Genomic DNA, 20,306 nt, shown 5'->3' on the forward strand with positions numbered 1-20,306 from the left:
GCATAACATCTTTCTCAATCTTAATTTTCAAATCATGAAATGTTAGCTTTGAAATGATGTTGTCACTGAGGTGTTTGCTATGTCTGATCGCATTCGTGAAAAATTACAAATTCTTGCCGATGCAGCTAAATATGATGTGTCCTGTTCCTCTAGTGGTAGTGACCGTAAGAATAAAGACAAAGGTTTAGGCGATGCCAGTCGGGCAGGGATTTGCCATAGCTATACCGAAGATGGGCGCTGTGTTTCATTGCTGAAAATCTTGTTCAGTAATGTCTGTATTTTTGATTGTGCTTATTGTGTGTCGCGCCGTTCTAATGATGTGAAACGTGCTGCATTTACGGTACAAGAGGTGGTTGATCTGACCATTAATTTTTATCGTCGTAATTATATAGAGGGATTATTCCTTAGCTCAGGTATTTTTAAATCCGCCGACTATACGATGGAGCGGATGCTTCAAGTGGTGAAAAAGCTACGTCTCGAAGAAAATTTTAATGGCTATATTCATCTCAAAACTATTCCTGGAGCATCGCCTGAGCTGATTCATGAAGCAGGACTTTATGCTGACCGTATGAGCATCAATTTAGAAATGCCAACTGAGGTCGGATTAAAAGCGTTTGCGCCTGAAAAATCACATCAAGAAGTACAAAAAGACTTGGGGCTAGTGCGAGATCGACTGATTCAACTCAAAGATGAACGCCAGATTATCAAGCATGTGCCAAAATATGTACCCGCAGGGCAGACCACGCAAATGGTAGTCGGCGCACATCAGGAAACTGATCAAGACGTACTTATGATGGCAGATCGACATTACAAGGAATTTAAACTGAAACGGGTATATTTCTCAGGTTATATTCCAATCAACACAGAAAATAACTATTTACCAGCGGTCGGTTCGGCGCCGCCTTTATTAAGGGAAAATCGGCTTTATCAAAGTGATTGGTTGATGCGTTTTTATGGTTTTGAAGTCAATGAAATCGTCAATGAAAAACACCCACATTTAGATTTGGATGTAGACCCCAAACTGAGTTGGGCGTTGCGTCATCCCGAGCAGTTTCCAGTGGATTTAAATCGTGCTGACTATCGCATGATCCTTCGTGTACCAGGCATCGGCGTAAAGTCAGCCAAGAAAATCGTGCAAGCGCGTCGTTTTGGCAAGATACATACTGATTTATTGAAGCAACTCGGTGTGGCGTATTCACGTGCCCAGTTTTTTATTCGTTGTGAAGACAGTCCACGGTTTCAAAAGGAACTTTCTACGACTGATATTCGTCAGCAAATATTAACGCAGGGTTCATCTAAATACGTTAAACAACTGTCACCGCAATTGAGTTTAGGATTTTAAACATGCTCAGTGATGCGGTGGTTTATTACTACTTTGATGGCTCTATGGTCGGTTTACTCAACTGCGTATTTCGTGCTTTTCAATTTAAAGAGTTTCACGTGCAACTGTGTTTAAACCAAGGTGCGCAGCATGGCTTATTTGCTACGGTGGTTGAAATTCCAAATCATGAGCAACATGCAAGTCGTGTTTGGTCAGCTTTACAGCAGAAACTTTCGCATTCATCTCTGAGACAATTTTATCTTGCTTATTTGTCAGAATCGTTGGATGCCTATCAACATTTATTTAATTACTGTATCTATGTTTTTCGGCATCAACATTCAGTCGAAAAAAATTACTCTCATCCCAGTGTTTTAGCGATTTCGCAATGGACGAAAAAGGTCGGGCGCGAAAAGCATCGTATGGAGGCTTTTGTGCGGTTTAAGAAAACCACAGATGGATTGTTTTTAAGTTTAGTTCGACCTGATTTTAATGTATTACCTTTGATACAGCCGCATTTTAAGCGTCGTTATCAAGATCAACGTTGGCTCATTTATGACGAACAACGTAAATATGGACTGTATTATGACTTACACGAGATTCATGAGGTGTCTCTAGATGCTCATCAGATTGACCGTAATATTGAAAATGGAGCTAGTCAAAATTTTCAATTAGAATTAGATGAACAAGAAGAATTATATGATCAGCTTTGGAAAGATTATTTCAATAGTATCAATATTAAAGAACGTCAGAATGTGAAATTGCATGTGCAATATTTGCCAAAACGTTATTGGCGATATTTGAATGAAAAATATGTTTAAGGCATTTTTTTGATTATTATTTTAAAAATACCAACATAACAAAAGAGCACATTCATGACTAAATTAGTTTAAAAAACAGCAGTACTGATTATCGCTTGTTTGAGTACTTTGGTATTTGCCAAAACGCAAGATAAAGCGATAGATCCTTATAGCCAATGTGTCGATGACATAATTCCACAGCTAAAACTGGGCAATATCAATAATGCTGTGGTGGAGATCTGTAGTACCAGAACCAAAACTTTATATGCAAAGCAGATTGTGCAGGTATGGGATCAAATAAAAAAACAGAGTCAGGAATACAAGCAGCTTGAACGCTATCAGGACATCATGAAATCACAACAACTCTTGAAAAATTTTGTCGATCAAAAGTGCCGTAATGCTGGTGCTTATATCGGTTCGCCGATGTATGAGTTTTGCCCCATGCAAAAATATGTAGAGCGATTGGAGCAATTGGAGGAGTATTTAAATTAATCTTGATCAGTTTTCGTTATTATTTAAAACTGTAATTTAAATACATCTTCAGTCTGAGTCGGCGTATACTGCTGCAACCAATGAAACAACACTATTCCAGCAAGGTGCATTGTGAGCTTAACCCAATCAGACTGGCTAAATGTCTTAAAACCGAATTACAAAGTATTACCTTTCAAAGAACGCCTACTTTGTGGTTTGGGCGCATTATTGGGTTTGGCATTGTCTTCACTCATCAGTTGGTGGGTATTGGGCGATATTAACGCATGGTATATCGCGCCAATGGGTGCATCTTCGGTATTGTTGTTTGCTGTGCCTGCCAGTCCTTTGGCGCAGCCGTGGAATATTGTAGTTGGGAACAGTATTGCAGCAATTATGGGCGTGAGCTGTGCTTTATATATTCCAAATTTAACCGAAGCCTTTAGTGTGGCGGTGGCTTTATCTATTTTCTTGATGATGACCACCGATTCGCTGCATCCACCGAGTGGAGCAGTGGCCATTACCGCAGTGCTTGGCGGAGATGCCGTGCGTGAGCTGGGTTATCACTTCATCTTTTATCCTGTGCTGCTTAATTCAGTTTTGCTGATGATGATTGCAATCGTATTTAACCGCATGATTGGCAAGCCTTATCCTCAAACGCCACAGTTGAATCAACGTACCCAAGACCCAACGCCTACTCAAAAAGCCACTATTCAGCCGCAAGATATTCAAGATGTTTTAGATGCCCAAACCCAGTTGCTAGATATTAGTGAATATGACTTACAAAAAATCATTTTAGAAGCGCAGCACAAAGCCAGTGAACGACAAACTCAAGCACTGACTTGTGCCGATATTATGAGTAAAGATGTGGTCAGTTTGCAGCAAGATGAGGATATTCACAGTGCTTTAGAAAAATTCAAACACATGAATTTAATGAGTTTGCCAGTCATTGATACTGAACAACATTTGGTGGGAACTTTGGCATTGTATGAAGTGGTGGAATGGTTTAAACACGCAACAGATTTACCTTATAGCTGGAAACATCAAGTAAAACATATCATGTTGCGCCAAGTGGTCACGGTGCAACCGCAACAAAGTATTCAAGACCTTGTACCGTACTTTGTCGAGCGTTCTTTTAACTACATTCCTGTGGTAGAGCAGCAGCGTTTGGTGGGGATTATTAGCCGTGCCGATATGATTGCCGTCTTAAATCAACAGCTTGCTGTAAAGACCAATTGATTGACTTGTATTGTCGATGCGTATTCAACACGCTTCAATTCTGAAAACACTGAACTGTTATGACACTCTGAAATATGGTGCAGGTTGAAAGGCAAAAAAAAGCTACGATGCTTGGGGGAGCAATCGTAGCGAAAAAGAAGAAAGTTGTGTGAATAGGGTGGTGTCTACGAGTGAATCGGTAAACGATTCAAGCCTATGAATCTTTAAATATGGTCAGTCTTTCAAATTTCAATACCGTTTATCGGTCTTGATCGGGATTGACTGTGCGCACAGGTCTTGTGTAGCCCTGAGTATAGTTTGCTGTATTCGACTGGTTTTGTTTAGGGATCACCAACCACAACACCAAATACACCAAAATGCCTGGAAAGGCAGCACTCATCACGGAAACAATCACAAAAATTAAGCGCAGTAAATTTGCGTTCCAACCAAAACGTTCAGCAATACCACCCATAACCCCAGCAATCATATTTGAGCGGTTTGAGCGATATAAACCAACATTGGCCATCTAATTCTCCTTGAGAGATCTAAAATTCAAAATAAATACAGGCTGAGGTTTAGGTTTACAGCACATCATCTGTCTATAGAATAAAAATGGTGATGCACTTGGGTTTTTTAAAGGGCGGTGGCAAAGCAATTAGTAAAGTTATGTAACTTTTGGTGTTGCTTAAACCAGCATCTACCTAAAATATCGTAAAGAAGCAATGGGCAGAGTAAGCGCTTGACCACAAAGGATTGAGGAAAAGCATGGCTTACATTGAGCTGTCTATTCGGTGGTTTGAATAGGACTGAATACTCGGTCTGGTCACTCTATATGAGGGATAGTGTGTCGGCTAAATTAAATATTTGCGCAGTTTCTATATGGAGTGCAGTGGCATTGCTTGGATGCGATGATTCACAACTTGAGCAAGCTGCAGTGCAAAAATATACAGAACAGGTAGAAACCAAAAGACTGACTGAAGTAGCAGGGCAGGCAACCGCACCCATGCAAACGGCTGCAACAGAACATCATATTCCCGAAAATCATCTGACTTATGTGGGACGCTATACTATTCAGATTAGCTGTGAAGATAAGTTTGTTATGTGCGAAAGCGGAAAAGTCGATTATATTCTGACCTTATTGCCTGATGGGACAGCGCATCGTATTTTTGTCAATGCGGGGCAAATCAGTTACGACAATAAAAAAAAATACCGCAAAGATTTATGGTTCTATGATGAAGACGCGCATCAAATTGTGGTGGCACGCGCCTCTGGGGTGAACTTTTACTATAATGTTGATCAAGACCATAATTTAATTATGGATAAAAACAAAATTGCGATTGCAACAGAAAATAATCGTGAATACTTTAAAAGCAATCCCTTACCTTCGCAAAACTATCATTTAATCAGAGCAAGTTAATTATTCGCTCATTCAATTCTTAGCCCATTCGTGAAAAACTTTTGGGCTTTTGTTTTTTTACATCAAGTTTTTATTTGGGATGTGTAAAGTATGATTTATCAATGATGGCACATCGTCTACAACTGAATTGAGCAAGGTGTAGTGGATAAAAGTGTTAGTCAAACAGGGCAGAATACGGGAATTCTATAGTAAATTACGAAACTGCACGATCCACAGAACAGTGCTGTGATGACTGGTAATTTAAAGATTTTTTAGAAGGAATGGTGGGTCGTCCGCGATTCGAACGCGGGACCAACGGATTAAAAGTCCGCTGCTCTACCGACTGAGCTAACGACCCAGAGGAGTAAAAATGACGATGATCATTTTTAAAGTATCAACCTTGAAGAAGATGGTGGGTCGTCCGCGATTCGAACGCGGGACCAACGGATTAAAAGTCCGCTGCTCTACCGACTGAGCTAACGACCCATCTAAGGTTGATCAAGGAAATGGTGGGTCGTCCGCGATTCGAACGCGGGACCAACGGATTAAAAGTCCGCTGCTCTACCGACTGAGCTAACGACCCTGAACCAGCAATCAAGCAGGCTTGATTGTGAAGTGCAAGAAAAACCAGAGGGTTTTAAGCACCACTTCGTTTGATGGAGCGTATTGTAGCAAGATATGAAGCGAGCGCAAGTAAAAAATAAAAAAGTTGCCTATGTTTGATTATAAATGCAACAAATTTGTCGTATCTAATCAAAAAATAGGCAACATAGTGGCTTAGAAGCGATATTGATACTGTTGAATATTGTCGTAAATTTCTTGGGTCAGCTCGCAATAAGCAGATTGGTTTGGCAATAACACCAGAATTTTTTCATCACACTGTTTTAAATCAAAACCTTGAGTTTTCAGGGTGTTCTTCTGATATTTAAATGTACCTGTGGTTTGCATTTGCTTTTGAATGCGTAAAAAAACGGGTACTGCATAAGCGGGCATTGCTTTTTTAAACTCCACCAGCATTTGACGCAAGTCTTGTTCATCTAACTGGCAGCCTTCGTTTAAGGTAATCGCAGCCATACCTGCACGACCATTGGTATGTGGGATTTCAACGCCATACACGACAGCTTCAGCAATTTTTTCATAGTCACTGACAATGTTTTCTACTTCTGTGGTGGATACGTTCTCACCTTTCCAGCGGAAGGTATCACCTAAACGATCAACAAACTGGGCGTGACGGAAGCCAATGTCGCGGACTAAATCGCCCGTGTTAAAATAGGCATCGCCTTGTTTAAACACGTTTTGCATCATCACCGCCTTGTTTTTTTCAGGGTCGGTGTAGCCATCAAACGGTGAGCGACGGGTGATTTTTCCAATCAATAAGCCGACTTCGCCTTTTTTGACTTTCATGCATTTGCCTTTGGCATCGCGTACGGGTTCATTTTTTTCTTTATCAAACTGAATGACCGCATAAGGTGTCGGTGAAAAACCAACCGTGTTGTCAAAGTTAAACACATTGCTAAAGCCGACGTTGCCTTCGCTAGACGCATACAGTTCCAGAATTTCCTGAACACCAAAGCGTGTTTTGAATTTGCTCCAAATATTAGGACGCATGCCATTGCCAATCATTTTGGTCACACGATGCCCACGCTCTAAATCAGAAGCAGGCGCATCCATTAAATAACGGCACAATTCGCCCACATAGCCAATCGCAGAGGCATTGAATTTGTGTACATCTTGCCAGAAGCATGAAGTGGAGTATTTTCTACGGATGGCAAAGGTGGCACTGCCTGCAATTACGCCACACCAGCACACCACAATACCTGTGGCATGGTACAGCGGCAGAGTGCAGTACATCACATCATCCTGATTTAAACCCAAGACATGACCATAGGTACCATAAGCCAACGTCCAACGGCTATTGGTGAAAATCACCGCTTTAGGTAAGCCTGTTGTACCTGAGGTATAGATATAAAACAGCCCATCTTTGCCCTGTACTGACTGTGTGGTGGCAGGGTTAAAGCTTGGGAATGATGCAATGCATTGCGCTAAATTTTGAAAACCTTCAGGGGCAGTGCCAGCATCGGTACGGGTATTTTGATCTGCAAACCAATACAGTCGATTTTCTGTAAGCTCAAGTTCTTGGCGAATATCGGCAACGGCTTGACGACATTCTTCCCCCACAATCACGGCAATTGGTTTGACTAAATTGATGCTGTGCGCCAAAACTTTGGCAACTTGTGCGGTATTGACCAAAGCCACGGTAACGCCAATTTTTGCTAAGCCAATGACACTGGCAATTAATTCAGGGCGATTTTCCAACATCACCGCAATGACATCACCTTTATGTGCACCTATGCTTAAATAGTAATGGGCAATTTGGTTGGCCCAAGCATTGAGCTGTAAATAGCTGTACTGCTGATCTTCAAACACTAGTGCACAGCCATGCGGGTTACGATGCACGGCTTTTTCAAATGCTAGACCTAAGCCTGCAGGCGTGTTGGGTGTGCGTAAATAGGCTTGCTTTAACCCTGTGATCAGGTGAGGCACTTTAGTCATAAACTGCGGAATTTTTGCCGCAACATCCGTTAAGCCAATTAAATCGCTTTTTGTCATCTGGTTCATAAGAATCCTGTTTTTGTCATCATCCGTTGCATCTGCACAGCATCACGTCTTGTTGTTTTGTAATCCCTAAGTCCTAGTGCAATCAACCTAATTTTTCAGCTTTGTTAGGTGTTTTTAGAAAAGCTGTTAAAAATCAAAAACACCTAAGTTCAAATTAGCTCGCTTAAATTTAAGTCAGCACCGCGTTGGCTCTAAAGTAGCAAAAAAAATCCAGCCATTAAAATGACTGGATTTTTTTATTCCGCTGCAAAAGTGCGAATTACGACTCAGTTGGCGGAGTTACTTTTTTAGGTGGACGGCCACGTGGACGACGCGGACGCGCAGTTTTCTCTTTCTCTGCTTTGTCCTGTTCAGATTCAGCAGTTTCGACTTGGTCGTCTACAGCCAATTCCGCTTGTACAGGTGCGACCACTTCAACGGCAGTTTCTTCTTGCGCTGCTGCAGTTTCAGTGACAGCTTGTGCAAGGTCGTCTTGCGCGTTCAACTCAGGCTGAGTAGCTTCAGTTGTAGCCACTGCTTCAGGGTTTACTTCTGTAGTTGCTTCGACTTCAGTGCTTAGCGCTACAGACGTTTCTGCAGTAGAGTTTGCTTCTACAGATGCGTCGGTAGTTGCCACAACGTCAGTCGTTGGCTCTGCTGCAGGTGTGCTTTCCGCTTCAGCTTTTTCTACTGCCTGTGCTTGCTTGGCTTGTTCCAATGCTTGCTCAGCAGCTTGTTTGGCTAAACGACGACGCTCACGCGGATCGTTGGCAACACGCTTATCTGACACTGGTTTTGGTGGTGTTAGGTCTAACACAGGTGCAGGCTCAGCTTCAGGAGCAGCTTTGGCAACTTCCACATCGCGAGTGACAGGTTTTTTCTCTGCCACAGGCGCAGTGCTAACAAGGCTTGCAGCATACTCGTCAGTGAACTTCTGCAAAGCACGATTGAACGTTGGAATTAAACCAAACTGTTCAATCAGGACTGAGCAATCTTCACCATAGACGTGGCGAATCAGACTACCAATGCTGTATTGCGCTAAAGTTGGCACCTGTGAAGGTGTTAACTTTGGTGCAGTTACTTGCTGCGCTTGAGCTTCACGTTGCTGACGACGACGCTGACGCGGGTCATTGCTGGCACGTTTTGCAGGCGCAGTCGGTTGTGCTTGTACTTCCGCAGGTGCAGCTGTTTCTTCTGCAACAACGGCTGCAGCTTCTACCGCAGCAACAGCTTGAGTTGGTTCAGCAACCGTTTCAGGCACAGTTGCTTCTACTGCTGTGACTGGTTCAGCCGCTAATGGCGCAGCATTCAATGCCACAATTTCAGTTTGAGCCTGATCGACATTCACCACCAAAGCCGTCGTGTTGAACTCTTGACGCGGTGCGTCAATTAACTCCACTTTCGGCTGATTAGAAGTCACTGCGGTAGGTGCTTGCTCATTCAATACGCTTGGGTCGCGGTGACGATTTGGGCGTTCTGGACGAGGTTGGTTACGACGGTCACGACGTGGTACGGCATTTTGCTGCTGCTCATTGTTGTTTTGAGCTTCTTGCTGCTGCGGTGCTTGGTCATTGTTGTGCTGACGACGAGAGTTGCGTTTGTTTTCACGCGCTTCTTGACGTTGCTCCTGACGCGACATTTGAACCACTTCTTCATGCACTTGATGTTGTTGATTATCGTGCTGAGTTTGCGGCTCACGTTGCTCTTTGTGCTTGTTATTGTTGTTGCTGTGACGCGGCTTTTTGTTGTTGTGACGCGGAGCAGGTTTGTCTTCACGTTCAGCAGATTTATCTGCAGAGTCACGTTCAGTTTTTTGTGCCACTGTTGATGGTGCAAGGTACACATTTTGACTGCTTGCAGCAGGGGCAGTAGACGCAGTTGCAATTTGACCAAACTGACCACGGCTCACAGCACCGCTATTTACCATTTGCTCAATGGCTGCTGCAGCATTGTTGGCACTACGTGCTTGATCAATAGTGCTGGCTTGCTTTTGAACAAACAGGTTTTCTAACCATGCACATGGGCTTGCAGCTGTTGTGGCTGCCGCAGGTGCAAGCTGCTGTTGTGCAGATGCTTTATTTTGCTGTGCTGCTTGTGGTTTTCTTGCAGAAGTTTTTTCTGCCGCAGGTGCAGCAGCGTGGCTGTGCGATTGATCGGCTTCTTCTAAATGCCATTCAGAAGATTCATAACCCAACTCTTTTTCGCTTGAACGAGTTGCTTCAGTACGTTCATAGCTGGTTGGTGCAAAGCCTTCAGGATTATACGAAATTTCGTAATGCGGGGTTTCTAAGTGTGGGTGAGGTAATACAGTCACACGCACATTTGAAGTTTGCTCAAGGTAAACCAGACTGTGACGTTTTTCATTCAGTAAGAATGCTGCAATTTCAACAGGTACTTCGACTTGAACTTCACCATGACGTTCACGCAGGGCAATTTCTTCCACTTTACGCATAATTGAAAGTGAAAGAGAGCGTAGGTCACGTACCATGCCTGTACCGTGACAGCGTGGGCAAACGTAACCAGTCGCTTCTTCAAGTGATGGACGTAAGCGCTGACGGCTCATTTCCATTAAACCAAAACGTGATAATTGACCAAATTGAATACGTGCGCGGTCACTTTGTGTTGCTTCACGAAGTTTGGCTTCAACCATACGTTGGTTGCGGTCTTTGGTCATGTCGATAAAGTCGATGACCACCAAACCACCGATGTCGCGTAAACGCAATTGACGCGCAATTTCTTCGGCAGCTTCAAGGTTGGTATTAAGCGCAGTATCTTCAACATCTTGACCACGGGTAGACTTAGCCGAGTTGATGTCAATTGAAACTAATGCTTCAGTTTGGTCAATGACAATTGAGCCGCCTGAAGGCAATTTAACTTCACGCTCATAAGCTGTTTGAATTTGGCTTTCGATACCAAAATGCGCGAATAGCGGCTCATTTAAAGTATAGGTTTTTAGCTTGTCTAACTGACGTGGCATCACGGCTTTTACGAAGTTATAGGCTTCGTTATAAGCTTGTTCTGAGTCAATTAAAATTTCGGCAACATCATCACGTAAGTAGTCACGAATCGCACGTGTCACCACACCTGCTTCTTGGTGTACCAACATTGGCGATGGGCCAGAGCTTGCGGTGTTTTGAATTTGCGCCCAAAGGTCAAGCAAGTGTTGTAAATCAAGCTGTAATTCTTCTTGTGAACGACCAATGCCCGCAGTACGTACAATCACGCTCATGCCGCGTGGCACGTTTAAAGATGCCAACATTTCTTTGAGTTCTTCACGCACAGAACCTGAAATTTGACGACTGATACCGCCACCTTTCGGGTTATTTGGCATAAGCACTAAATAACGACCAGCCAAAGAAATGAAGGTAGAGAGCGCAGCACCTTTGTTGCCACGTTCTTCTTTTTCTACCTGTACCAAAAGCTCAGTGCCTTCAGTGATCAGTTCACGAATATTAGAAGTTTGGCGAGGGTCGGCTTTGTAATAAGAGTTTGCGATTTCACGCATCGACAGGAAGCCTTGGCGACCTGCACCGTATTCAACAAATACGGCTTCTAAAGAAGGTTCTACACGGGTCACATGACCTTTGTAGATATTCGATTTTTTTTGTTCACGGGTACGATTTTCTAAATCGAAATCGTAAAGACGCTGACCAGTGACAAGTGCAACGCGAATTTCTTCGGCATGTGTTGCATTAATCAACATACGTTTCATGGGTGTAACACCTAATAGTGATACACAGCAAAAAATCGCTAGACACGTAGCGAACATCAAGCATCACGGATCAACTGCTCAGATCTCAAAAAAACCAATTGTGGTCTGAGTTTTTTTTACCGGCCTTTTTGTGTGGGGCTGCGGTGTATGATTCACGTATTGATGATGGCAATACGGCTTTAACCTTTAAACGGATAAAGTCACCTGATCGCTTCACTGGCGGACGAGCGGTGTATTGGATGTGTGTAACTTTCACTGTCACATTGCTCGAAGATCATCTCTTCTTTCATAGATAGAGTGTCTTGATACGGAATTATCGTCGTATCTTTACAAATTGTGCAGATCCAATACATCAAACGCTTTAGCCTGAAGTGGTTTTCAGGGTGCGACTAATCTGATGTGTATCAGTTTACGTTTAAAAACCAACTAGAGTTGGCGACATATTTTTTCAGGCAAACTGATTTATGTACCTGAGGTACAATTAAACGCAACAGTTTGCTTTTTTGCCGATATAATAAGCCTTCGGCGTCGGCATAATTCTTTTGGGACCTGCTCGTATGTAGTGGGATGTTGGTTGATTGCTCTATTTCAGAAAAACCTGAAAAGATTCAACGTGAACCCACTGACGATGGTTTCCGTGCGCTGACTATATCAAACCTTGCATCATCTGCCTATGGGCTAAGCTTATGTTTCTTGTGTAAAGCATAGCCTAAATGATCAGTTTTTAATCAATTTTAGTATTTTATTAGGTCTCTTAACTGTATGAATTCTACCCAACAATGGCAAAGTGTCACTTGGTTTGAAGTGGATGAGCATCAAGCGGGTCAACGCATCGATAATTTTTTGTTTAGTCGTTTAAAAGGGGTGCCTAAAAGTCGCATCTATCGTTTGATTCGTGAAGGGCAGGTGCGGGTCAATAAAAAGCGCATTAAAGCAGAAACCAAACTGAATATTGGCGATCAAATTCGTGTGGCGCCGATTCGCTATGAACAAAAAGACGACAGTGCTGCTCCAATTTCAGACAAGGTGGCACAGGGTTTATTGAGCCGTGTGATTTATGAAGATGAAGGCTTGATGGTGGTGAATAAACCTTCGGGCATTGCAGTCCATGGCGGCAGTGGCGTTGCCTACGGGTTGATTGAAGGCTTACGTGCTGCGACAGGTAAAAAATATTTGGAATTGATTCACCGTATTGACCGTGATACTTCAGGCTTGGTGATGATTTCCAAAAAACGCAGTACCTTAAAAACCCTGCAAGATTTATTGCGCGAACATAAAATCCAAAAAACTTATGCTGCCATTGTCAAAGGGCAGGTGAGTTTGGATCAACAATTGATTGATGCGCCGTTACATCGTTATGAATTGGCGAATGGCGAACGTCGTGTACGTGTGTCTAAAGAAGGTAAAGAATCTAAAACCCAGTGGAATGTGGCAGAGCGTTTTATGCATGCAAGCTTGGTATATGCTTCGCCATTGTCTGGACGTACCCATCAAATTCGTGTGCATGGTTTAAGTATTGGGCATCCGCTAGTAGGTGATGATAAATATGGTCATCAAACTGAATATCGGGGTCCTGCGCCACGTCGTTTGTGCTTACATGCCATGCGTTTGGAAATTCCAGGCTATCCTGTGATTGAAGCGCCTTTACCTGAAGATATGCAGAGTTTGGTGGCGCAGTTGAGAGCGCAAAAGGCGGATAAGCCGACGGCGCCACCTGAGTTTTAATTTTTGTAACTCTCTGTTGTGCGATAGCAGCTTGCTTCTTTTTAAAGATGAGGAACATTGTTTCGCAACAAGGAGATGAGGTTTTTAGGGGTAATTCACAGCCACATTTTATAGTTTTTAATTTAAATTTTTGGTGTATAGGCTATGCCTTACTTTTCAAAGATGAAAAGTAACAAAAAACTTTTGTTTCGCTGATGGAACATCTCTGTGCCACAGCGAAACGGCGACATCCATGTCGCCCTTCGCGTATCGAATATTTGTTGTGATATATGTGCTGATTCTTGGTCGTTTATCCTTTTGAGTTAAGGTAAAGCGAGGGAATTTAAAAGCCGAATCAAATTTAGGAACCTAATATGAATAAACCTGTAGAACTCATCATTTTTGATTGGGATGGCACCTTATTTAATTCCGTCGGTCAAATTGTGGCGAGTTTGCAGTTCGCAGCACAACAATTTCAGCAACCCCTGACCGATGCTGCGGCTAAAAGTATTATTGGTTTGGGTTTGCCTGAAGTGGCACAGCGTTTATTTCCTGAAGTGCCAGAGCTGCATCAAGCGATTTTGCAGTGCTATTCAGAACACTATGTCGAACACTCAAAAACCGATGCTTGGTTTGAGGGTGTGGCAGATATGCTCGATGAGTTGTCAGGTTTGGGACTGAAATTGGCAGTGGCAACAGGCAAAAGCCGTAAAGGTTTAGACCGAGTGTTGGCGCAAACCAAAAGTCAGGATTTGTTTGTGGCGACACGTGCTGCAAGTGAAACCAAATCTAAACCTGATCCTTTAATGTTGCAGGAAATTTTGAGCAGTACCGATGTGCAGGTCGAGCAAGCGATTATGGTGGGTGATACTTCTTACGATTTGGAAATGGCACAAAACATTGCCATGCCGCGTGTAGGCGTGAGTTATGGCGTGCATAGTGTAGAGGTGTTGCAGCGTTATCAGCCTTTAACCATTGCAGATGATGTGCCGAGTTTGCATGATTTTTTAGTGCAGCAATATCGTTTACGTCAGGCGAGTTAAACCCAGTAAAACAATTTAGATGAATTTGAAATTAGAGTAACTTGAAAAATTTCAGGTTGCTCTTTTTTTATGTACTTTTGGGAGCGTCATAAAAAGGCTTAGCTTTTAGTCTAAAGTTAGGATTAAGACATTTTAAGATTGCTGCGAATTGCCGAGTCAATGACTCGGAAAATAATGTCATAGCCTACAGACAACTGTTTTGCTTGCTTTTTATAAAAATAGATTAATAGCTAATAGCTATTGAAAAAAAGAAAATAAGTATTGGCATAAACCCGCCATTTTTCCGATTCTTAATCAGTTTACATACCTCTGAGCTGGATAGCTTGTCCTGAGAATGGACAAGATCGGGGTCATCATCCCTATTTTCTATTATTACCTTTCCAACATCTCGGGGTATATGCCCAATTTTTGCAGTTTAAGGAAACATTGATGTCGAATTCTGCTGTTGTTGAATCAGTTGCGCAAGCATTACGTACTGCCGAACTCTCTCAAACTGCGATTGCGCCAATCCGCCCAGAACTTGGTGGTGAAAGTGCTGACGTAGATATTGCCTATGCCGTTCAAGAAGTGAATACCGAACGTGCCTTAAAAGAAGGTCGTCGTTTGGTGGGGCGTAAAATTGGTTTGACCTCTAAAGTGGTTCAAGCACAACTGGGTGTAGATCAGCCTGACTTTGGCATGTTGTTTGCCGATATGGCTTATGGTGATGGTGAAGCGATTCCTGCAGGTTTGCTGATTCAGCCAAAAGTAGAAGCAGAAATTGCATTGGTGATTAACCAAGATCTAACCAAAGAAAAACACACGTATGCGGATATTATCAGCGCGACTGAATATGCCTTGCCTGCCATTGAAGTGGTCGATAGCCGTATTGAAAACTGGAAAATTAGTTTGATTGATACCGTGGCCGATAACGCATCTTCTGCTGCATTCGTTCTAGGTTCAAAACCAGTCAAGCTAGAAAATCTGGATTTGGTGAACTGCAAAATGGTGATGACCCGTGGTGAAGAAGTAGTTTCTCAAGGCGTGGGTAAAGCTTGTTTAGCAAATCCATTAAACGCTGCCGTGTGGTTAGCCGATGAAATGGTGCGCCGTGGTCGTCCATTGTTAAAAGGCGACATCATCTTAACTGGTGCTTTAGGTCCTATGGTTGTTGCACAGCCAGGTGAAGAATTTAAAGTCGAAATTGAAGGCTTTGGTTCAGTGACAGCTGCGTTTGCTGCGGAATAAATCGAGATTCTAAGAGAGTACATGCATGAAAAAGATTAAATGTGCAATGATTGGTCCAGGTAATATTGGTACAGATTTGCTTTATAAATTACAACGCAGTGAATGGTTAGAGCCTGTGTGGATGGTGGGAATTGACCCAACCTCTGAAGGTCTAGCTCGTGCGGCAAAAATGGGTTTAAAAACCACAAGTGACGGTGTAGATGGTCTTCTTCCTCACGTACTTGAAGATGACATTAAAATTGCTTTTGATGCAACTTCTGCTTATGTGCATGCAGAAAATAGCCGCAAACTGAATGAGCTTGGCGTGTTGATGATTGACTTAACGCCTGCAGCAATTGGCCCATTCTGCGTACCACCAGTGAACCTTGAAGCGTTGCTACAAGCGGGCGAAGTGCCAAACGTCAACATGGTGACTTGTGGTGGTCAGGCAACAATTCCTATGGTGGCTGCAGTTTCTCGTGTTCAACCTGTGGAATACGGTGAAATTATTGCAACGGTATCGACTAAATCTGTGGGGCCGGGTACACGTAAAAACATTGATGAATTTACCCGTACAACTGCAGGCGCGATTGAAGAAGTTGGCGGTGCAAAACAAGGTAAAGCCATCATCATCATTAACCCAGCTGAGCCACCATTAATGATGCGTGATACCGTTCACTGCTTGGTGGAAGGTGAGCCAGATCAGGCAGCAATTACAGAATCTGTGCATGCCATGATTAAAGAAGTGCAAAAATATGTACCGGGTTACAAACTTGTAAACGGCCCTGTTTTTGATGGCAACCGTGTTTCAATTTTCTTGGAAGTTGAAGGTTTGGGTGATTACTTGCCTAAATACGCAGGTAACCTAGACATTATGACTGCAGCGGCTGCACGTACTGCAGAAATGTTTGCAGAACACGTTTTCAAAACTGCTGAAGCTTAAGGAATACCAAAATGTCTAAGATTATTATTAATGATATGACTTTACGTGATGGTATGCACCCAATGCGCCATCAAACCACACCAGAGCAAATGGTTGCAATTGCCACTGCGTTGGATGATGCAGGTGTTCCTTTAATTGAAGTCACACACGGTGATGGCTTAGGTGGTAACTCTGTGAACTATGGTTTTGCAGCAGCTACTGATGAAGAATATCTGAAAGCAGTGATTCCAAACCTGAAACAGGCAAAAGTTTCTGCACTGTTATTGCCAGGTATTGGAACAGTTGATCATCTGAAAATGGCGCATGATGTAGGTGTGGCAACCATTCGTGTGGCGACACATTCGACTGAAGCAGACGTTTCTGAACAGCACATTACTGCAGCACGTAAACTGGGTATGGATACTGTGGGCTTCTTGATGATGGCGCACATGGCTTCTCCTGAAAAATTGCTCGAAGAAGCACAAAAAATGGTGTCTTACGGTGCAAACTGTATCTATGTAACAGATTCTGCAGGCTATATGTTGCCTCAAGATGTGACTGATCGCGTAGGTATTTTACGTGCCAACCTCGGCTCAGACATCGAAATTGGTTTCCATGGTCACCATAACTTGGGCATGGGCGTTGCGAACTCTGTATCGGCTGTGACCGCAGGTGCAACCCGTGTTGACTTGGCTTCGGCTGGTTTAGGTGCAGGCGCAGGTAATACACCACTTGAATTGTTTGTAGCGGTCGCAAACCGTATGCAAATGGAAACAGGTGTGGACTTGTTTAAAGTGCAGGATATTGCTGAAGACTTGATCATTCCAATGATGACGCATCAAATTCGTGCAGACCGTGATGCAGCAACTTTAGGTTATGCAGGTGTTTACTCATCGTTCCTATTGTTCGCAAAACGTGCCGAAGCAAAATATGGAGTATCTGCGCGTGAAATTCTACTTGAGCTTGGTCGTCGCGGTACGGTGGGCGGTCAGGAAGATATGATTGAAGACTTGGCATTGACTATGTCTAAAGCACGTGAAATGCAAGCCTAAGTTTTTAATATAAAGCAGGCTTGAATTAAGCACTCCAAATGCGTTTGGGGTGCTTTTTTTATGCTGTGAAAGATGTAAAACGTGCTGAATTTTGTGCTAATTAAAATGTTTTTCTTATAAGTTAGGTTTATAGAAAATAACGCTAACACATGGGTTTAAAGTTAAAAAAGATTAATCCTTCACATGATGCAAAAAATAACAGCGTTTTTCACCTAAATTAAGCAGTGAATTCAAATAAAAATTCATTTAGTGAGGATTTTGAGCTTAATTTTTTATCGTTAAAAAGAATTAAAAAACTTGGAAAAAAGCTGCTCGATACAGAAAGTGCTGAATTTGTAGAAAAGCTTAATACTGTGGTCGGATTTTTTTCAATTACAGAGTTTTGCATGATGCGCTAATTCGCTTATTGGATGAATAGGAAAAACTCATGCATCGTCATAATTTATGGATAGCACTTTTTGCTGCGACAGCAACTTTAGGGACATCTGCCACTCAGGCAGATTTTATTGACGACAGCAATGTTCAGCTTAAATTTAAGAATTTTTATTTAGATCGTCAAATTAAGGACAACCCTGCGGGTAATTGGGGTTCGTGGTCACAAGCTGTCACTTTAGATGCTAAATCAGGTTATCACGATTTAGGTGGAATTAAGGTTGGAGCCGATCTTCTTGTTCAGCATGCAGTGAAACTCAAAGGGCGCGATAAAAACCCAGACTGGGTGTTGCCACATAACGGTAAAGAATCAAAAGATCACTTTGGGAAAGTGGGAGCAACGCTCAAAGCGAAAGTATCTGAAACCGAGCTTAAAGTGGGGGAGTTGTTACCAGTATCTCCAGTTTTGGTCTTTGATCCATCGCGTCAATTGCTGACCACTTATAGTGGTGCATGGTTAGAATCTAAAGATATTCAGAATACTAAACTATCCGTTGCTTATATTGATAAAATTAACAACCGTTATGACAATCAGTTCCGTGATCTGACTTTATTCGCACCAGGTAAAACCTTGCCAGATGCTTCAAAAGGACATTTTGATCTTGGTCCAACTTCTGATGGTATGTGGATTGCGGGAGTAGATCACCAATTCACCAAAGAATTGGGTGCAAGTTATTGGTATGCAGATGTGCAAGATATTTACCAACAACATTATGTAGGTTTGAGTTATAACCGCCAATTGGCTGAAAAGACCAAACTCACTAGTCATGTACGCTACTTTGATAACGCCGAATCGGGTGATCAATTATATGGTGAAATTGATAACCAAGCACTTTCGGTAGGTGCAAAGGTGAATCATGGTGCGCATACTTTTGGTGTTGGCTATCAGCAAATGTTTGGCGAAACCAACTTTCCAACATTGGGTGGTTGGGTGCCACAGCCTTATTTAGTGAACTGGGGTGTTGCAACCTTTACCAACCCTGATGAAAAATCATGGGGCTTCACTTATGGCTATGATTTTGCTGAATTGGGTGCAAAAGGCTTAAACGCAACAGCTATGTACATGTTAGGTAAAGATGCGACGTATGCTGCGAAAAAAGACCAAGACTCAGAAGAGTTGAACTTGATTGTCAATTACACCGTACCAGAAGGTAAATTGAAAGGTTTAGGTGTTCAGGCAATGTATATTGATGCAGATTTTGATTACAAATCTGATTTACAAGAGTACCGTGTCGCCACCACTTACACCTATAAATTTTAAAATTTGTAAAAAAGAGCGACTTTATATAGTCGCTCTTTTTTTAATATTTACGCACTAAATACCTTATAAAAATTATGACTTTAATTTTATTAAATTTATAAATTTCATAGAGTTGTTTAATCGTTTTTTTGTGGGTTGTGATCGTAAATTTGTATCAGTTCATGCGGCATGAACAGGTAATATAAGCCAGTAAATACGTAATGTTGAATGAGTCCACTTGACGTCAAATTCTATTTTTTAGAGCTAAACGCAAGCTAAAGACTGTACGAGGAGTATATATGAGCACTGTTCAAATCCCTGACTATACAACAGATCCATTCTTTGGCTTAGAAGATAAATGGATTGAAACTGCCGAAGGCGAATTAACGCACTATCACGAAGTGGGTGAAGGTACACCTATTCTATTTTTACACGGTTCAGGCACAGGTGTATCTGCTGCGGCAAACTGGTGGTTAAACTTGCCACAAATTGGTGAGCAAGCACGTTGTATCGCAATTGATACCATTGGCTATGGTCAGACTGTGGTGGCTCCAAACACTGCTTATGGTATTCGTGCTTGGGTTGATCATGCAGTGCGTACTTTAGATGCATTGGGCATTGAAAAAACATGGTTGGTGGGTAACTCGCTTGGTGGTTGGTTGGCATTCCAATTGGCATTGGACTACCCTGAGCGCGTACTTGGTATCGTGTCTATGGGTACAGGTGGTGCAAAACAGACTGCTGCACTGAAAGCTCACGCAAACCCAGTACTTACAGAAGAAGGTATCAAAAAGACACTTTCTATGTTCGTTGTGAACAAAGACCTGATCACAGATGAGTTGGTTAAGGTTCGTTTTGCTTCTGCAAAAAATGACTATGCATCAGACCGTTTAATGGATGTGGTTGGCGCACGTGACCGTGACCGTTTTGAGTTCCCACTCGATTTTGACAAAATGAAAGACATCACAGTACCTGTTTTACTGATTCACGGTACGCAGGATGTAGTGATTCCAGTATCTCGCACATGGGACATTTTAAATGTTGTGCCACATGCCGATGCGCACATTTTCAGCCAATGCGGCCACTGGTCACAAGTTGAAAAAGCGGAAGAATTTAACACTGTAATTAAAAATTATTTAACTGCACGTGGCGTAAAATAAGCAACATGATGTGAAAAAGGATGGCTTCATGCCATCC

15 protein-coding genes and 3 tRNA genes are annotated in these 20,306 nt (G+C 42.5%); 12 read left to right on the forward strand and 6 right to left on the reverse strand.

Annotated elements, in window-relative coordinates; all coding sequences use genetic code 11:
* Positions 1-79: 79 nt before the first annotated feature.
* From HYG89_RS03285 to HYG89_RS03300, 4 genes are all read left to right on the forward strand, one after another.
* Positions 80-1,342 carry a putative DNA modification/repair radical SAM protein gene (locus tag HYG89_RS03285; protein ID WP_104852998.1) on the forward strand — a complete coding sequence of 421 codons (1,263 nt, stop codon included), beginning with the start codon at positions 80-82 and terminating at the stop codon, positions 1,340-1,342.
* 2 nt (positions 1,343-1,344) lie between these two features.
* Positions 1,345-2,139 carry a TIGR03915 family putative DNA repair protein gene (locus HYG89_RS03290; protein ID WP_070154441.1) on the forward strand — a complete coding sequence of 265 codons (795 nt, stop codon included), beginning with the start codon at positions 1,345-1,347 and terminating at the stop codon, positions 2,137-2,139.
* Between the two features lie 84 nt (positions 2,140-2,223).
* Positions 2,224-2,610, forward strand: a complete 387-nt coding sequence (locus HYG89_RS03295) for a hypothetical protein (protein ID WP_178866117.1) — start codon at positions 2,224-2,226, stop codon at positions 2,608-2,610.
* 111 nt (positions 2,611-2,721) lie between these two features.
* Positions 2,722-3,825 (forward strand): HPP family protein, encoded by a 1,104-nt coding sequence (locus HYG89_RS03300; RefSeq protein WP_178866045.1) that lies wholly within the window; start codon positions 2,722-2,724, stop codon positions 3,823-3,825.
* 238 nt (positions 3,826-4,063) lie between these two features.
* Here HYG89_RS03300 and HYG89_RS03305 read toward each other — a convergent pair whose 3' ends face one another.
* Entirely contained in the window at positions 4,064-4,330 is a 267-nt protein-coding gene (locus HYG89_RS03305; protein WP_004976022.1) for a PspC domain-containing protein, read from the reverse strand.
* Positions 4,331-4,648: 318 nt separating this feature from the next.
* Between HYG89_RS03305 and HYG89_RS03310 the strand changes: the two genes are divergently transcribed.
* Positions 4,649-5,221 (forward strand): hypothetical protein, encoded by a 573-nt coding sequence (locus tag HYG89_RS03310; RefSeq protein ID WP_178866047.1) that lies wholly within the window; start codon positions 4,649-4,651, stop codon positions 5,219-5,221.
* A gap of 261 nt (positions 5,222-5,482) precedes the next feature.
* Here HYG89_RS03310 and HYG89_RS03315 read toward each other — a convergent pair.
* From HYG89_RS03315 to HYG89_RS03335, 5 genes are all read right to left on the reverse strand, one after another.
* Positions 5,483-5,558 (reverse strand) — tRNA-Lys (locus HYG89_RS03315).
* A 52-nt stretch (positions 5,559-5,610) separates the two neighbouring features.
* Positions 5,611-5,686 (reverse strand) — tRNA-Lys (locus HYG89_RS03320).
* A gap of 21 nt (positions 5,687-5,707) precedes the next feature.
* Positions 5,708-5,783, reverse strand: a tRNA-Lys gene (locus tag HYG89_RS03325).
* A 194-nt stretch (positions 5,784-5,977) separates the two neighbouring features.
* Positions 5,978-7,819, reverse strand: a complete 1,842-nt coding sequence (locus HYG89_RS03330; protein ID WP_178866049.1) for a long-chain-acyl-CoA synthetase — start codon at positions 7,817-7,819, stop codon at positions 5,978-5,980.
* A 259-nt stretch (positions 7,820-8,078) separates the two neighbouring features.
* Complete coding sequence (locus HYG89_RS03335; protein WP_178866051.1) at positions 8,079-11,510, reverse strand: Rne/Rng family ribonuclease; 3,432 nt, start codon at positions 11,508-11,510, stop codon at positions 8,079-8,081.
* A gap of 762 nt (positions 11,511-12,272) precedes the next feature.
* Between HYG89_RS03335 and HYG89_RS03340 the strand changes: the two genes are divergently transcribed.
* The 7 genes from HYG89_RS03340 to HYG89_RS03370 all read left to right on the forward strand — a co-directional run bounded on the left by HYG89_RS03340 (position 12,273) and on the right by HYG89_RS03370 (position 20,269).
* A complete protein-coding gene (locus HYG89_RS03340) occupies positions 12,273-13,235 on the forward strand; it encodes an RluA family pseudouridine synthase (protein WP_178318628.1) in 963 nt (320 codons plus the stop codon).
* 353 nt (positions 13,236-13,588) lie between these two features.
* Complete coding sequence (locus HYG89_RS03345; protein ID WP_178318627.1) at positions 13,589-14,257, forward strand: HAD-IA family hydrolase; 669 nt, start codon at positions 13,589-13,591, stop codon at positions 14,255-14,257.
* Between the two features lie 429 nt (positions 14,258-14,686).
* Positions 14,687-15,484, forward strand: coding sequence for a 2-keto-4-pentenoate hydratase (locus HYG89_RS03350; RefSeq protein WP_004976036.1), 798 nt, complete (start codon positions 14,687-14,689; stop codon positions 15,482-15,484).
* Positions 15,485-15,509: 25 nt separating this feature from the next.
* On the forward strand, positions 15,510-16,406 hold the full coding sequence (locus HYG89_RS03355) for an acetaldehyde dehydrogenase (acetylating) (protein ID WP_178866053.1): 897 nt from the start codon (positions 15,510-15,512) through the stop codon (positions 16,404-16,406).
* Positions 16,407-16,417: 11 nt separating this feature from the next.
* Positions 16,418-17,437 carry a 4-hydroxy-2-oxovalerate aldolase gene (gene dmpG / locus HYG89_RS03360; protein WP_004976038.1) on the forward strand — a complete coding sequence of 340 codons (1,020 nt, stop codon included), beginning with the start codon at positions 16,418-16,420 and terminating at the stop codon, positions 17,435-17,437.
* Positions 17,438-17,864: 427 nt separating this feature from the next.
* Positions 17,865-19,130: an OprD family outer membrane porin gene (locus HYG89_RS03365; RefSeq protein ID WP_178866055.1), complete on the forward strand. Its 1,266-nt coding sequence runs from the start codon at positions 17,865-17,867 to the stop codon at positions 19,128-19,130.
* A gap of 278 nt (positions 19,131-19,408) precedes the next feature.
* Positions 19,409-20,269, forward strand: coding sequence for an alpha/beta fold hydrolase (locus HYG89_RS03370; RefSeq protein WP_168460359.1), 861 nt, complete (start codon positions 19,409-19,411; stop codon positions 20,267-20,269).
* Positions 20,270-20,306: the final 37 nt, after the last annotated feature.

This window comes from Acinetobacter sp. SwsAc5, assembly GCF_013391485.1.
Lineage (GTDB): Bacteria > Pseudomonadota > Gammaproteobacteria > Pseudomonadales > Moraxellaceae > Acinetobacter > Acinetobacter towneri.